The following is a 14,697-nucleotide window of genomic DNA, read 5'->3' as shown; positions in this document are numbered from 1 at the left end:
GGCCTGAAGCGCGATCAACGGTTCAGGCGATTGTCGATGAGCCCTTGCACCACACTGGGGTCGGCCAGCGTGGAGGTGTCACCGAGGTTCTCCAGTTCGTTGCAGGCGATCTTGCGCAGGATGCGCCGCATGATCTTGCCCGAGCGGGTCTTCGGCAGGCCCGGCGCCCATTGCAGCATTTCCGGTTTGGCGAAACTGCCGATCTCCTTGCTCACCAGTGCCAGCAGGTCCTGCTTGAGCGCGTCGCTGGGCTGGACGCCATTCATCAATGTGACGAAGGCGTAGATGCCCTGGCCCTTGAGGTCATGGGGATAGCCGACTACCGCGGCCTCCGCCACCGAATCGTGCAGCACCAGTGCGCTTTCCACTTCGGCGGTGCCGATACGGTGGCCGGAGACGTTGATCACGTCGTCCACGCGGCCGGTGATCCAGTAGTAGCCGTCCTCGTCGCGGCGCGCGCCGTCGCCGGTGAAATAGTAGCCGGGGTAGGGCTTGAAGTAGGTGTCGATCATCCGCTGGTGGTCGCCATAGACGCTGCGGATCTGGCTCGGCCAACTGGCCTTGATGGCAAGCACGCCGGAGCCGGGGCCGTCGATTTCCTTGCCCTGCTCATCGAGCAGCACCGGCTGCACGCCGAAGAACGGGCGGGTCGCCGAGCCGGGCTTGAGGGCGGTGGCGCCGGGCAGCGGGGTGATCAGGATGCAGCCGGTCTCGGTCTGCCACCAGGTGTCGACGATGGGGCAGCGCGTTTCGCCGACCACGTGGTAGTACCACTCCCAGGCTTCCGGGTTGATCGGCTCGCCGACCGAACCGAGCAGGCGCAGGCTGCTGCGCGAGGTCTTGCTGACCGGATCCTCGCCTTCGCGCATCAGGGCGCGGATGGCGGTGGGGGCGGTGTAGAAGATGTTCACCTGGTGCTTGTCGATCACCTGCCAGAAGCGCGAGGCGTCCGGGTAGTTCGGCACGCCCTCGAACATCAGGGTGGTGGCGCCGTTGGCCAGCGGGCCATAGACGATGTAGCTGTGGCCGGTGACCCAGCCGACGTCCGCGGTGCACCAGTAGATGTCGCCGTCGTGGTAGTCGAACACGTACTTGTGGGTCATCGCCGCGCCCAGCAGGTAGCCGCCGGTGGTGTGCAGCACGCCCTTGGGTTTGCCAGTGGAGCCGGAGGTGTAGAGGATGAACAGCGGATCCTCCGCATCCATCGGTTCCGGCGCGCAGTCCTCGCTGGCATCGCGCAGGGCCTCGTGGTACCAGATGTCGCGGCCCTCGACCCAGGGAATCTCGCCCTGGGTGCGCTCGACCACCACCACGCTGGAGACGTTCGGGCAGTCCTTCAGGGCCTTTTCCACGTTCTGCTTGAGCGGGATGTACTTGCCGCCACGCACGCCTTCGTCGGCGGTGATCACGACGCGGCAGTCGGCGTCGAGGATGCGGTCGCGCAGGGCATCGGGGGAGAAGCCGCCGAACACCACCGAATGAATCGCGCCGATCCGCGCGCAGGCCAGCATCGCGTAGGCGGCCTCGGGGATCATCGGCATGTAGATGCACACCCGGTCGCCTTTCCCCACGCCACGGCTCTTGAGCACGTTGGCGAGGCGGCAGACATGGCTGTGCAGCTTGCGGTAGGTGATCTGCGCGGATTCGGCCGGGTTGTCACCTTCCCAGATGATCGCCACCTGTTCGCCACGGGTTTCCAGATGGCGGTCGATGCAGTTGTAGGTGACGTTGAGCTGGCCACCCTTGAACCAGCTGGCCTGGCCGTGGGCCAGGTCGCCGTGGTGGACCGAGGTCCAGGGCTTGAACCAGTCGAGGAAGGCCTTGGCCTGTTCGCCCCAGAAGGCGTCCGGGTGGTCCACCGATTGCCGGTACAGGCGCTGGTAGGCGTCGTTGTCGAGGTAGGCACGCTGGCGTACGGCCTCCGGGACGGGATGAAGGCTGATCTCGTACATGTCGAATCCTTGTTGTTGTGAGCCGAGATGCCCACAAGGGTGCATCCAAGCCCAGGCGGGTTCAAGGGTTGGCCATGAGGATTTGACGTTGCGCCAGCGCGGTTCGTTCAGCCGGACACTACTTCGACAGGCCAGCGAGAGGCGCGTGCGGAGAGTGTTTCAGGTACCGGTCGTTTGCGGTGTGGGCGGGCTTGGGGGATCAGAGGGTTCGACAGGGCTGGCGCGCGTGCGAGAGAACCCGGCGGGAGAGGGGCACCGGCGCAGCTTTGCGCCGCTACCGACGAACGGTCGCGCTCAATGCGCGGCCGTTCGTACGGGGAATCAACCGCGGTGACGGCCGCGGAAGAAGTCGATCAGGCCCTGGGTGGAGGCATCTTCTGCGCAGCTTTCCTCGCTGCCCACCAGGCGGCCATACACCGCCTTGCCCAGGTCCTTGCCAAGCTCCACACCCCACTGGTCGAAGGCGTTGATGCCCCAGAGGATGCTCTGCACGTAGACCTTGTGCTCGTACATGGCGATCAGCGCGCCCAGGCGACGGGCGCTGATGCGTTCCATGACCAGGGTGTTGCTCGGGCGGTTGCCCGGAATCACCTTGTGCGGCGCCAGGCGCTGCACTTCGGCCTCATCGACGCCCTTGGCGCGCAGCTCGGCCTCGGCCTCGGCGCGGCTCTTGCCGACCATCAGCGCCTGGCTCTGCGACAGGCAGTTGGCGTACAGCCACTGATGGTGGTCGGCCACCGGGTTGTAACTGGATACCGGAACGATGAAATCGGCCGGGATCAGGTGGGTGCCCTGGTGCAGCAACTGGTGGTACGCATGCTGGCCGTTGCAGCCCACGCCGCCCCAGATCACCGGACCGGTGCCGGCGGAAACCGAGGTGCCGTCCTGGCGCACGCTCTTGCCGTTGGACTCCATGTCCAGCTGCTGCAGGTGGTCGGTGATGTTCCGCAGGTAGTAGTCGTACGGCAGGATCGCGTGGCTGCGCGCGCCCCAGAAGTCGCCGTACCAGACGCCGAGCAGGCCCAGCAGCACCGGGATGTTCTTCTCGAACGGCGAGGTCAGGAAGTGCTGGTCCATGCTGTAGGCGCCGGACAGCAGTTCCTTGAAGTTGTTGATGCCCACCGACATGGCGATCGGCAGGCCGATGGCCGACCACAGCGAGTAGCGACCGCCGACCCAGTCCCACATGGGGAAGACATTCTCGGGGCGGATGCCGAAGGCCGCCGCGGCCTCCTTGTTGCTGGATACTGCGATGAAATGACGGTACAGCTCTGCCTCGCTGCCGCCCTGGGCCAGGTACCAGGCGCGAGCGGCCTGGGCGTTCTTCAGGGTTTCCAGGGTGCCGAAGGACTTCGAGGAGACGATGAACAGCGTGGTCTCGGCGTTGAGCTTTGCGGTCAGCTCACGGAACTCGCTGCCGTCGATGTTCGCCAGGTAGTGGCAACGCACGCCTTTCTGGGCGAAGGGCAGCAGGGCTTCGGAGACCAGTTGCGGGCCGAGGAAAGAGCCACCGATGCCGATGTTCACCACGTCGGTGATCGGTTTCTCGGTGTAACCGCGCCACAGGCCGTTGTGCACGGCGGCGACCAGCTCGGTCATCTGGTGCAGTACGCGGTGCACTTCCGGCATCACGTCCTTACCGTCCACCAGCACCTTGTCGCCGATGGGGCGGCGCAGTGCGGTGTGCAGCACCGGTCGGCGCTCGGAGGCATTGATCACGTCGCCACGGAACATCGACTGGATGGCTTCGCCCAGCTTGGCCTCTTCCGCGAGCTTCACCAGCAGGTCAAGGGTGTCCTGGCGGATCAGGTTCTTCGAGAAGTCCAGGAACAGGCCACAGGCGCTGAGGGAGAAACGCTTGAAGCGCTCCGGATCCTGGGCGAACGCCTCGCGCATCGAGAAGCTCTGCAACTCCTGGCGGTGGGCGGCCAGAGCCTGCCAGCTCTTCAGTTGCGTGGCATCCAGCGGGGTGAGGTGGTGTTCCATGACGTACCTTCGGGTGTGGCGTGCATTTTTTGAACAACGGAAAGCCCGGTGGTTCCGGGCTTTCTCGTGGGCTCAGGCGAGCTGAACCGGAATGGCGTTGCTGGTGTGGCTGAGCTGATTGCCGGGCGCCATGTACAGCATGCGCGGCTTGAATCCTTCCAGCTCGGCGTCGCTGAACTGAGCGTACGCGCAGATGATGACCCGGTCACCCACCTTGGCCCTGTGGGCGGCGGCGCCGTTGACGGAAATCATCCGTGAGCCTTCCTCGCCACGGATGGCGTAGGTGGTGAAGCGCTCGCCGTTATCGACGTTGTAGATCTGGATCTGTTCGTACTCGCGGATGCCAGCGAGATCGAGCCATTCGCCATCGATGGCGCAGGAGCCTTCATAGTCGAGCACGGCGTGGGTGACTTCGGCGCGGTGCAGTTTGGCTTTGAGCATGATGCTCTGCATGGGCGTGGCTCCTCTTTTTCTGGTCTGGGGAGGGAGTGCGGTGCGAGTATGCCCGAGCACCGAAAACCGCTCAAGGTCGCGGCTGGCGCGGCCTTGAGGTGGATATCGGCAGTCGTGCGGGGGTTAGTCGATCTGGAAGGCGAGGTTGTCGATCAGGCGGGTGCTGCCCAGGAATGCCGCCACCAGGATCACCAACTGGTTGTCCTCCGCCGCGGCGGGACGCAGCCCGGCGGATTCGCGGATTTCCAGGTAATCGATGCGCAGGCCGGCCTGCTCGATCTGCTGGCGCCCATCGGCGAGCAGCGCCGCATAATCACGCGCACCACCGCGAACCTGTTCGGCAAGCTGCTTCAGGGTGCGGTAGAGCACCGGCGCGCTGGCGCGTTGCTCGTCGTTCAGGTAGCCGTTGCGCGAGGACAGCGCCAGACCGTCGTCGGCGCGCACGGTGGGCTCGCCAAAGACCTGGATCGGCAGGTTGAGATCGCGCACCAGCTTGCGGATCACCGCCAGTTGCTGGAAGTCCTTCTCGCCGAACAGGGCCATGTCCGGCTGGACCATGTTGAACAGCTTGCACACCACCGTGGCGACGCCATCGAAGTGGCCGGGACGGCTGCCGCCACACAGGCCTTCCGAAACGCCGCTGACGTTCAGGCGGGTCTGGCCTTCCATGCCGTCGGGGTACATCTCCTCGACGGTCGGTGCGAACAGCAGGTGGCAGCCGGCCTCCAGCAGCTTGCCCTGGTCCGCGACTAGGGTGCGCGGGTATTTGTCCAGGTCCTCGGTAGGGCCGAACTGCAGCGGATTGACGAAGATGCTGGCAACCACGAAGTCGGCGCGCTGGCCGGCCTTGGTCACCAGGGCTGCGTGGCCGGAGTGCAGGTTGCCCATCGTCGGGACCAGTGCGATGCGTTTGCCCTCAGCGCGCGCGCGGGCCACCGCGGCGCGCAGCTCGCGGACTGTTTTTACCGTGTTCATGAAGAGAATCCGTGTTCCGGGCCGGGGAAGGAGCCATCTTTCACGGCCTTGACGAAAGCGGTCATGGCCGAGGCGATATCCGGCTGGCCTTCCATGAAGTTCTTCACGAACTTCGGCGAACGACCGGTCAGCGACAGCCCGAGCATGTCGTGCATCACCAGAACCTGGCCATCGGTGCCGGCACCGGCGCCAATGCCGATTACCGGAATCTTCACCGCTTCGCTGATCTCCTGGGCCAGGGCCGAGGGGACGCATTCCAGCAGCAGCATGGCGGCACCGGCCTGCTCCAGGGCGATGGCGTCGGCGCGCAGCTGGCGGGCCTGGCTTTCCTGGCGACCCTGCACCTTGAAGCCGCCGAACAGGTTGACCGACTGCGGGGTCAGACCGAGGTGGGCGCACACCGGAATGCCGAGCTGAGCCAGGCGCACGATCGGCTCGGCGAGCCAGGCGCCACCTTCCAGCTTGACCATTTGGGCGCCGGCCTGCATGACTGTTACCGAGTCGCGCAGCAGGCGGTCCAGGGACGTACCCGATTCGAACGGCAGGTCGGTGAGGATCAGCGCACCCTTGTTGCCGCGCTTCACGGCGGCGGTGTGGTAGGCCATGTCCTGGATGGTGACCGGGAGCGTGCTGTCGTGTCCTTGCAGCACCATGCCCAGGGAGTCACCGATCAGCAGCACTTCGGCGCCGGCCTGGCTGGCAACGTGCGCGAACATGGCATCGTAGGCGGTCAGCATCGCGATCTTTTCGCCGCTTTGCTTGAGACCTTGCAGGGTGGTCAGGGTGACATCAGGCATGAAAGTGTCCTCAGTTCTGCGCCGGGCAGGGGCAAACGGGCACCTATAGTCCAGATGGGGCGGACCGAAGTCAATTGCAGGTGTTACCGGACTGTTACGGCGTTACTGCCAGCGCGCCCCACACGCCTGGGGCGCGGGATGTTTCAGGGCAGTCGCTCGAGGCCGGAGAACGGACAGGCGGCCAACAGATCCGCCAGCATCTGGCCGTTGGGCAGTTGCAGTTGCGGGGCGAGATCGGCCAGCGGATAGAGCACGAAGGCGCGGGCGTGCATGTGGTAGTGCGGCACGCGCAGGCGCGGTTCGTCGATCAGGCGCTCGCCGAACAGCAGGATGTCGAGGTCCAGTGTGCGCGGTCCCCAGCGTTCGTCCTTGCGTACGCGGCCTTGCTCCAGCTCGATGGTCTGCAGGGCGTCCAGCAGGGCGAGCGGTTCCAGGTCGGTATCCAGTGCAGCCACGGCGTTGACGTAGCGCGGCTGGTCCGGCGGGCCCAGCGGGTCGCTGACGTAGAGTGGGGAGACCACCGCCACCTTGGTGGCGGGAATCTGCGACAGCGCCTTCAGTGCGGCTTCCAGTTGCTGGCGCGGTTCGGCGAGGTTGCTGCCGAGCCCGATGTAGACGCGTTCGCTCATTCGTTACCGGTGCCTTCGCCACTGTTACGCGGACCGCGCCGGCGACGGTTGGCACCGCCACGACGGCGTTTGCGCGGTACGCCACCGCTGCTTTCTTCCTGGCTGGAGAGGTTGCGGATCATGCCGCGGCGTTCGCCATCGCTGGCTTCCTGGTAGTCGGTCCACCAATCGCCCAGGCCACCGGTTTCCTCGCCGGCGCTTTCGCGCAGCAGGAGGAAGTCGTAGCCGGCACGGAAGCGCGGGTTTTCCAGCAGCAGGTCGGCCTTCTTGCCCTGGCGGCGCGGCAGGCGTTCCTGCATGTCCCAGATCTCGCGGATCGGGATGGTGAAGCGCTTGGGCACCGCAGTGCGCTTGCACTGTTCGATGATCAGTTCGTGGGCGGCGTCCTGCATGGCCGGGATCGGCGGCACGCCGCGCTCCTGCAGTTTCAGTACGCGCGCGGGCAGGGCGGGCCAGAGCAGCGCGGCGAACAGGAAGGCCGGAGTGACCGGCTTGCCCTGGCGAATGCGCTCGTCGGTGTTGGCCAGCGCCTGGCGCATCAGCTTGCCGGCGTATTCGGGATTCTCTTTCAGCGCCTTGGCGCTGGCCGGGAACAACGGCGCGAACAGGTCGTATTCGTTGAGCAGCTCGAAGGTGCGCTCGGCCTTGCCGCTCAGTAGCAGCTTGAGCACTTCGTCGAACAGGCGCGCCGAGGGGATTTCGTTGAGCAGGTGCGCCAGGCGGCGGATCGGCGCGGCGCTGTGTTTCTCGATCTCGAAGCCCAGCTTGGCGGCGAAGCGTACGGCGCGCAGCATGCGCACCGGGTCTTCGAGGTAGCGCTGCTCAGGGTCGCCGATCAGGCGCACCAGGCGGTTGCGGATGTCATGCACGCCGTGGGCGTAGTCGAGGATGCGCTCGCCGGTGACATCGAAATACAGGGCGTTGATGGTGAAGTCGCGGCGCTGCGCGTCGTCTTCCAGCGTGCCATAGACGTTGTCGCGCAGGATGCGGCCGGCCTCGTTGCGAGAGGCATGGGCGCTGTCGGTGTCGTCGTCGGTCTGCGGATGGTTGGCGCGGAAGGTGGCGACTTCGATGATCTCGCGGCCGAAGTGGACATGGACCAGCTTGAAGCGACGGCCGATCACCCGCGCGTTGCGGAACTCGGCGCGAACCTGCTCGGGGGTGGCGCTGGTGGCCACGTCGAAGTCCTTGGGGGTAATACCCAGCAGCGGATCACGTACGCCGCCACCGACGATGTACGCCTGGTAGCCGGCCTTGGTCAGGCGCTCCACGACGTTCACCGCGTTCCTGCTGAACTGTTCCCGCCGCAGCGAGTGCTGATGATTGCCAACGACTTCCGGAGTAGTGCGGACAGCGCGCGGACGGCGCAGTGGGGATCGGATGGACTGGATCAGCTTTTTCAGCATGTGTGCACTATCGGGAATGGGTGTATGGATGGCATACGCAGGTCTCGGCAAGCCGCTTGATTTCGGCGTTTCCTGGAGGATAGCGGGTGTCTGCCGCTGCCTTGAAACAAATGGCAGCAAATCGAATGCCGTCTGCGCCGCGGCGATTCTAGCATCGTGGGGTGGGATGATGAAGGAAAGTAGGAAAAAGGACTTGCGGGGAGAAGGGGAGAGGGTGTAGCGAAAGCTACTGGGGGAGCCGAGGCTCCCCCCCAAATAGGTGCGTGCTTTGTTTTTATTATGATTACCGGGCTTGTTGTTTTTGTTTGTAGACCCGACCCTCGAAGCTACCTGCTTCGGGGAACCTTCCACACTTGGAAGGTGTTCAATAGCAAACGGATTGCTTTGGTCGCTGAGTAAGCGATGATCTTGCGATCCAACCAGTCCTCGTGCTGCCTTCAAGCAGTTTTATTCTTCTCTGACTGGTTGCGGGACTGCTCCCGACGGCTACTCTTCTCCAAAAGAATCAGTTAGCTGCGCCTCCGCGATTTTGTTTTTGTTGTGCTGGAGTCGTTTCGTCTTGTTCTTATTTTGAGTTGTCGTGCTTGTTATTGTTGTTGTGCCAATAACAAAGCAGATGCCGTGCCAACTTTTGCAAATCCTTATTTTTCAATGGCTTGCGTGGATTCGCCTTTGGGTGGCAGGCATAAAAAAGCCGGGTTCCCGTTACCGATGAACCCGGCTTTTGTTACGGAGCATGTCTCCGGTAACAGTGTGGGGCGTCCTACGAGTCAGCCGAAGCACCGGATTTGCGGCGCGGGATGCCCAGGCGCTGACGGCGCTCCCACAGACATTTACGGCTGATGCCCAGCTTGCGGGCCAGTTCGGTTTCGGTCATGTGGTCCTGGTGTTCGAGGACGAAGTGCTGGAAGTAGTCCTCCAGCGACAGATCCTCGGTAGGCTCGTGATTGCTGGTGTTGCCGTTGCTCGGACGGGGTTCGGCCTCGTCCATGAAGTCGTCTTCCAGATCATCCAGCTCGATGTCGATGCCCAGCAGGTCGGCGGGAATCTCCAGCCCTTCGCTGAGGATCACCGCGCGCTCGATGGCGTTCTCCAGTTCGCGCACGTTACCCGGCCACGGATAGTGACGGATGGCCTGTTCGGCCTCGTGGGAGAAGCTCAGCGCCGGGCGCCCCATCTGCGAGCACTGCCGCGTCAGGAAGGCGCGCGCGATCTCCATCACGTCGGGGCCGCGCTCGCGCAGGGGCGGCAGTTTCAGCGAGATGACGTGCAGGCGGTAGTAGAGGTCTTCGCGGAACTGGCCGGTCTTGGCCAGCATCTTCAGGTCGCGGTGGGTCGCCGCGATCAGGCGTACGTCCACTTTCTGCGACTGTACCGAGCCGACCCGGCGGATCTCGCCTTCCTGCAGTACGCGCAGCAGGCGCGCCTGGGCTTCGAGCGGCAGTTCGCCGATCTCGTCGAGGAACAGGGTGCCGCCGTCGGCGGCTTCCACCAGGCCCGCGCGGCCCGCGCTGGCGCCGGTGAACGCGCCTTTCTCGTGGCCGAACAGTTCGGATTCGATCAGGGTTTCCGGGATCGCCGCGCAGTTCACCGAGATCAGCGGCGCCTTGGTGCGCTTGGACAGGTTGTGCAGCGCGCGGGCCACCAGTTCCTTGCCGGTACCGGACTCGCCCTGGATCAGTACATTGGAGTCGGTCGGCGCGACCTTGCGGATCTTGGTGTACAGCTCCTGCATGGGGGGGCAGGAGCCGATGATGCCGATCTCGCCGTCCGCCGGAGCGGTGTTACCCACGCTGCTACGTTCCGCCGCCTTGGCGTTACCACGGGCTTCGGTCGGGGCGTTCCGGGCTTCCTGGCGATCCTTGAGGATGCGCGCCACGGCCTGGAGCATCTCGTCGTGGTCGAACGGCTTGGCGATGTAGTCCACCGCGCCCATCTTCATCGAGTCCACCGCCGAGCGCAGGCTGGCGTAGCTGGTCATGATCAGCACCGGGGTGCCCTGGGCCAGCTTGATCAGTTCGGTACCCGGTGCGCCCGGCAGGCGCAGGTCGCTGACGATCATGTCGAACGACGGGATGCTGTAGCGCTCCTGGGCCTCCTGCACCGAGCCAGCCTCGCTGACCTGGTATTGGTTCCGCTCGAGCAACCGTCGCAGGGCGGAGCGGATGATGGTTTCGTCTTCGACGATGAGGATATGTGCCATGTATTCAGCTCTCTCGACGTGCTCGTTTACTGCTCGGCCGTCGGGCCAGGATGCCGCGGCAAAGTGACGCTGATGCGGGTGCCGCATTCGCGTTCGGGGTCAGCCGGGCTGTCTATGGTGATTTGCCCATAATGCTCTTCCACGATCGAATAGACCAGTGCGAGGCCTAGACCGGTCCCCTTGCCGGGGTCCTTGGTCGTGAAGAAGGGTTCGAACAGGCGGTCGATGATCGACTTGGGTATTCCGCTGCCTTCGTCTTCGACGATCAGGTCGACGGTCTGCTCCGAGGCCTCGGTCCGCACGCGGATTGCGCCATTGGCTGGCGAGGCGTCGCGGGCGTTGGAGAGCAGGTTGATCAGTACCTGGGCCAGGCGCTGCGAGTCGCCCTCGACCCAATGCGCCGGGTCGCACAGGTTGAAGAACTGCACGTCGACGCTGCGTCTGTTCAGCGACAGCAGGCCGATGGCTTCCTGGGCGGCGTCGGCCAGGCACACCGGCTCGGCGGCCACCTGCTTGCCGCCGGCATGGGCGAAGCTCATCAGCGACTGCACGATGCGCGAGACGCGCTTGGTCTGTTCGAGGATCTGCCCGCTGATCTCGGTCAGCTCGCCATCGCCCTCGCGCTCTTCGCGCAGGTTCTGCGCAAGGCAGGCGATGCCGGTGATAGGGTTGCCGATCTCGTGGGCCACGCCGGCGGCGAGGCGGCCGATCGAGGCCAGGCGCTCGGAATGGATCAGCTTGTCTTCCAGGGACTGGGTTTCGGTGAGGTCTTCGACCAGCAGCACCAGGCCGCTGTTACCGGGCGCGAGGGGTTCCTCGATCGCCGCCTTGTGCAGGTTCAGCCAGCGGGTCTGGCCGTCGATGGACAGGCGCTGCTTGTGCAGGTGCTCGTCCGGCGCGTCGATGAAGCCTTCCAGCAGGCCGCGCCACGGCTCGGGCAGGGCGGCCAGGCGCGAGCCGACCACGCGTTGCGCGCTGACCCCGGTGAGTTCCTCGATGGCACGGTTCCACATGAGGATTTCCTGGTCCTTGGCCAGCGAGCACACGCCCATTGGCAGGTCCTGCAGGGTCTGGCGGTGGTAGCGGCGCAGGGTATCGAGTTCGGCGGCCAGGCCGGTGAGCCGGGAGTGGTAGTCCTCCAGGCGGCTCTCGATGAAGTGGATGTCCTCGGTGACGTAGCTTTCACTGCTGGCCTTGTAGGGCAGGAAGGTTTCCACCATGTCCTGCGCCACGCTGGGGCCCATCAGGCCGGAGAGGTTCGCCTCGATGCGGTCGCGCAGGCGGCGCAGGGCGTAGGGGCGGCGTTCGTCGAAGGGCAGGTGCAGGTCGCGCAGAGCCTGCTCCACCTCGCGCTGCGCGGTCTTCGCGCCCAGCGGCTTGGACAGCTGGCTGGCGAACTCCTGCGGGGAAACGGCGATCAGCTCGCGGCGCTGCGGGCGGCGCACGTTGTCCACGGCGCAGGCTTCGGCGGCACCTTTTTCTTCGTCGCTGGCTTCGGTGAACAGCGAGACCAGGGTGAACACCAGCACGTTGGCCGCCAGCGAAGCGAGCGCGGCGAGGTGCCAGGTGGTGTCGTCGAGCACATAGAGCGAGTTGAACAGCGGCAGGTAGACGCTCTGCATGTTCGCCACCAGCGGGGTGAGCATGGTCGCGCCCCAGACCAGCATGCCCGCCACGAGACCTGCGATGAAGCCGCGGCGGTTGGCGGTCGGCCAGTAGAGCACGGCCAGCGCGCCGGGGAGGAACTGCAGGGTGGCGACGAAGGAGACTATCCCCAGGTTGGACAGGTCCTGCTCGGCGCCCAGCACCAGGTAGAAGGCATAGCCGGCCATGATGATCGCGGCGATCAGTGCGCGGCGGGTCCACTTCAGCCAGCGGTAGATGTTGCCTTCGGCCGGCGGCTGGTAGAGCGGCAGCACCAGGTGGTTGAGCACCATGCCCGAGAGCGCCAGGGTCATCACGATGATCAGGCCGCTGGCGGCGGAGATGCCGCCGACGAAGGCGGTCAGCGCCAGGGCCGGGCTGTCCACCGAGATGCCCAGGCCGAGGGTGAAGTACTCCGGGTTGGTCGAGGCGCCCAGGTGCAGGCCGGCCCAGAGGATCGGCGGCACCGCCAGGCTCATCGGCAGCAGGAACAGCGGCAGGCCCCAGCTGGCGCTGAGCAGCGAGCGCGGGTTGAGGTTCTCGGTGAAGGTCATGTGGAACATGTGTGGCATCACGATGGCCGCGGCGAAGAACACCAGCAGCAGCGTGCGCCACGGCCCTTCGGCCAGCGGCGTGTGCAGCGTGCTCAGGGCTTCCTGGTTCTGCAGCAGCCAGACTTCCAGACCGTCCGGCCCGCCGAACACGCCGTAGAGGGCGAACAGGCCGATGGAACAGAGCGCCACCAGCTTCACCAGCGACTCGAAGGCGATCGCCATCACCAGCCCCTCGTGGCGCTCGCGGGTGGCGATGTGGCGCGCGCCGAAGAGAATGGCGAACAGCGTGATCAGCGCGCAGAACGCCAGCGCCGCGCGGTTGGGCTCCGATTCGCGGGTGAGGATGCTGATCGAGTCGGTCACCGCCTGGATCTGCAGCGCCAGCATCGGTAGTACGCCGATCAGCATGAACAGCGTGGTCAGCGCGCCGGCCCAGGTGCTGCGGAAGCGGAAGGCAAACAGGTCGGCCAGCGATGACAACTGGTAGGCCCGCGTGATGCGCAGGATCGGGTAGAGCAGCACCGGCGCCAGCAGGAAGGCGCCGGAGACGCCCAGGTAGATCGCCAGGAAGCCGTAGCCGTACTGGTAGGCCAGCCCGACCGTGCCATAGAAGGCCCAGGCGCTGGCGTACACGCCCAGCGACAGGGTATAGATCAGCGGATGGCGCACCAGCCGGCGCGGAACGAAGCCGCGCTCGGTGATCCAGGCGACACCGAAGAGGACCATCAGGTAGGAGGCGCTGATCAGGATCAGCTGGGTGAGGCTAAAGCTCGTCAGCATCGCGCTGGCTCTGCAGGATGAAGGTGACGACGATCAGGATCAGCCACAGCAGATACGGGCGGTACCAGGCGCCGTGGGGATCGATCCACCAGTCCATGATGGCCGGTGAGAACAGGTAGATGCCCACGACCAGGAGCAACACCAGTCGGTAGATGTACATGTCGTCTCTCTCTTGGTTCGGCGGGCAGGCTACCTGTGCGCACAGTCGCCGGCAAGCTGCCCGCCTGCCCCGCCTTGCGCCGAACGCTCGGCAGGACTTGTAGGGCGAGCTTGCTCGCGAACAAACCCCGCAACGGGATTCAGGTTCGCGAGCACGCTCGCTCCTACAAAAACACGTCAGCGCGGCGCGTGGGCCTTGATTCGTTATACCAGTCTAGAGCTGCGCGTCTTCCAGCGTCAGGCGATGGGGGAGGGCGTTGGCCTCCCAGTGCGCGATGCCCCAGGCGAGCACCTCGCGCGGTGCGGCCTGCAGCAGCTCGGTGGGCGGATTCTGGCCCAGTGCCTTGAGTGCGCGTACCAGCAGTGGGGCGGCCTGGTCGGCTTCCAGCGGCGGCGAGCGATAGGACTTGCCGAGCTTGTGGCCGTCGGGCTGGATGATCAGCGGCACGTGCAGGTAACGCGGTGCGGCGATGCCCAGCAGTTCCTGCAGGTAGAGCTGGCGTGGGGTGTTGTCGAGCAGGTCGGCGCCGCGAACGATGTCGGTAACACCCTGCCAGGCGTCGTCCAGCACCACTGCCAACTGATAGGCGAACAGCCCGTCGCGACGGCGAATGATGAAGTCGCCCACTTCGCGCCCCAGGTGCTGGTGGAATGCACCCTGCAGGCGATCGACGAAGCGATAGTCCAGCTCCGGCACGCGGATGCGGATGGCGACGTCACCGTGCCAGTCATGCTGGGCGTCGCGGCAGGTGCCGGGATAGATGCCGTGGCTGCCTTCGAGCTGCTTGCGCGAGCAGGTGCAGGCGTAGGCCAGGCCGCTGCGCAGCCATTGTTCGACCTGGGCCGCGTAGGCGTCGCCGCGCTCGCTCTGGCGCTCCACCGGGCCGTCCCATTCGAAGCCGTAACGCTCCAGGGTCTCCAGGATCGCCGCCTGGGCACCGGGCATCTCGCGCGGCGGGTCGAGGTCTTCCATGCGCACCAGCCACTTTCCACCCACGGCGCGCGCATCCAGATAGGAAGCAACGGCCGCCACCAGCGAACCGAAATGCAGGTAGCCGCTGGGCGTGGGGGCGAAGCGTCCGACGTAGCGGGAAGCGGGCATGGCGTCTCTTTGACTTTTTATTAAGGGCGGGGCGCAGAAACGAAACGGGGCGCCGCA

The 14,697-nt window shown here is 65.3% G+C and carries 11 protein-coding genes; all 11 read right to left on the bottom strand.

The window, feature by feature from the left end:
• Nucleotides 1–14: 14 nt before the first annotated feature.
• Nucleotides 15–1,952 carry an acetate--CoA ligase gene (gene acs / locus H681_RS21070; protein WP_015478916.1) on the bottom strand — a complete coding sequence of 646 codons (1,938 nt, stop codon included), beginning with the start codon at nt 1,950–1,952 and terminating at the stop codon, nt 15–17.
• Nucleotides 1,953–2,273: 321 nt separating this feature from the next.
• A complete protein-coding gene (pgi, locus tag H681_RS21065; RefSeq protein WP_015478915.1) occupies nt 2,274–3,938 on the bottom strand; it encodes a glucose-6-phosphate isomerase in 1,665 nt (554 codons plus the stop codon).
• A 72-nt stretch (nt 3,939–4,010) separates the two neighbouring features.
• Nucleotides 4,011–4,391 (bottom strand): aspartate 1-decarboxylase, encoded by a 381-nt coding sequence (gene panD, locus H681_RS21060; protein WP_015478914.1) that lies wholly within the window; start codon nt 4,389–4,391, stop codon nt 4,011–4,013.
• Nucleotides 4,392–4,514: 123 nt separating this feature from the next.
• On the bottom strand, nt 4,515–5,366 hold the full coding sequence (gene panC / locus H681_RS21055) for a pantoate--beta-alanine ligase (RefSeq protein WP_015478913.1): 852 nt from the start codon (nt 5,364–5,366) through the stop codon (nt 4,515–4,517).
• Nucleotides 5,363–6,163, bottom strand: a complete 801-nt coding sequence (gene panB / locus H681_RS21050; protein WP_015478912.1) for a 3-methyl-2-oxobutanoate hydroxymethyltransferase — start codon at nt 6,161–6,163, stop codon at nt 5,363–5,365. Before panB ends, panC begins: the two co-directional genes overlap by 4 nt.
• A gap of 143 nt (nt 6,164–6,306) precedes the next feature.
• Nucleotides 6,307–6,792: a 2-amino-4-hydroxy-6-hydroxymethyldihydropteridine diphosphokinase gene (gene folK / locus H681_RS21045; protein WP_015478911.1), complete on the bottom strand. Its 486-nt coding sequence runs from the start codon at nt 6,790–6,792 to the stop codon at nt 6,307–6,309.
• Complete coding sequence (locus H681_RS21040) at nt 6,789–8,198, bottom strand: polynucleotide adenylyltransferase PcnB (protein WP_015478910.1); 1,410 nt, start codon at nt 8,196–8,198, stop codon at nt 6,789–6,791. The genes folK and H681_RS21040 overlap by 4 nt, the downstream gene beginning before the upstream one ends.
• A gap of 763 nt (nt 8,199–8,961) precedes the next feature.
• Nucleotides 8,962–10,401 carry a sigma-54-dependent transcriptional regulator gene (locus H681_RS21035; protein ID WP_015478909.1) on the bottom strand — a complete coding sequence of 480 codons (1,440 nt, stop codon included), beginning with the start codon at nt 10,399–10,401 and terminating at the stop codon, nt 8,962–8,964.
• A gap of 26 nt (nt 10,402–10,427) precedes the next feature.
• Nucleotides 10,428–13,379: a sensor histidine kinase gene (locus tag H681_RS21030; protein WP_041712190.1), complete on the bottom strand. Its 2,952-nt coding sequence runs from the start codon at nt 13,377–13,379 to the stop codon at nt 10,428–10,430.
• Nucleotides 13,363–13,539 carry a hypothetical protein gene (locus tag H681_RS26275; RefSeq protein ID WP_015478907.1) on the bottom strand — a complete coding sequence of 59 codons (177 nt, stop codon included), beginning with the start codon at nt 13,537–13,539 and terminating at the stop codon, nt 13,363–13,365. Before H681_RS26275 ends, H681_RS21030 begins: the two co-directional genes overlap by 17 nt.
• Before the next feature lie 213 nt (nt 13,540–13,752).
• On the bottom strand, nt 13,753–14,640 hold the full coding sequence (gene gluQRS / locus H681_RS21020) for a tRNA glutamyl-Q(34) synthetase GluQRS (protein WP_015478906.1): 888 nt from the start codon (nt 14,638–14,640) through the stop codon (nt 13,753–13,755).
• Between the last annotated feature and the right edge of the window lie 57 nt (nt 14,641–14,697).

Source organism: Pseudomonas sp. ATCC 13867, assembly GCF_000349845.1.
In the GTDB taxonomy this organism is placed as follows: domain Bacteria; phylum Pseudomonadota; class Gammaproteobacteria; order Pseudomonadales; family Pseudomonadaceae; genus Pseudomonas.
This window is presented reverse-complemented; position numbering and strand designations above follow the sequence as displayed.

What these genes read in the sequence shown, in the direction of transcription:
- acs (WP_015478916.1), bottom strand. Translation starts at nt 1,952, where the DNA reads ATGTACGAGATCAGCCTTCATCCCGTCCCGGAGGCCGTACGCCAGCGT.
- pgi (WP_015478915.1), bottom strand. Translation starts at nt 3,938, where the DNA reads ATGGAACACCACCTCACCCCGCTGGATGCCACGCAACTGAAGAGCTGG.
- panD (WP_015478914.1), bottom strand. Translation starts at nt 4,391, where the DNA reads ATGCAGAGCATCATGCTCAAAGCCAAACTGCACCGCGCCGAAGTCACC.
- panC (WP_015478913.1), bottom strand. Translation starts at nt 5,366, where the DNA reads ATGAACACGGTAAAAACAGTCCGCGAGCTGCGCGCCGCGGTGGCCCGC.
- panB (WP_015478912.1), bottom strand. Translation starts at nt 6,163, where the DNA reads ATGCCTGATGTCACCCTGACCACCCTGCAAGGTCTCAAGCAAAGCGGC.
- folK (WP_015478911.1), bottom strand. Translation starts at nt 6,792, where the DNA reads ATGAGCGAACGCGTCTACATCGGGCTCGGCAGCAACCTCGCCGAACCG.
- H681_RS21040 (WP_015478910.1), bottom strand. Translation starts at nt 8,198, where the DNA reads ATGCTGAAAAAGCTGATCCAGTCCATCCGATCCCCACTGCGCCGTCCG.
- H681_RS21035 (WP_015478909.1), bottom strand. Translation starts at nt 10,401, where the DNA reads ATGGCACATATCCTCATCGTCGAAGACGAAACCATCATCCGCTCCGCC.
- H681_RS21030 (WP_041712190.1), bottom strand. Translation starts at nt 13,379, where the DNA reads ATGCTGACGAGCTTTAGCCTCACCCAGCTGATCCTGATCAGCGCCTCC.
- H681_RS26275 (WP_015478907.1), bottom strand. Translation starts at nt 13,539, where the DNA reads ATGTACATCTACCGACTGGTGTTGCTCCTGGTCGTGGGCATCTACCTG.
- gluQRS (WP_015478906.1), bottom strand. Translation starts at nt 14,640, where the DNA reads ATGCCCGCTTCCCGCTACGTCGGACGCTTCGCCCCCACGCCCAGCGGC.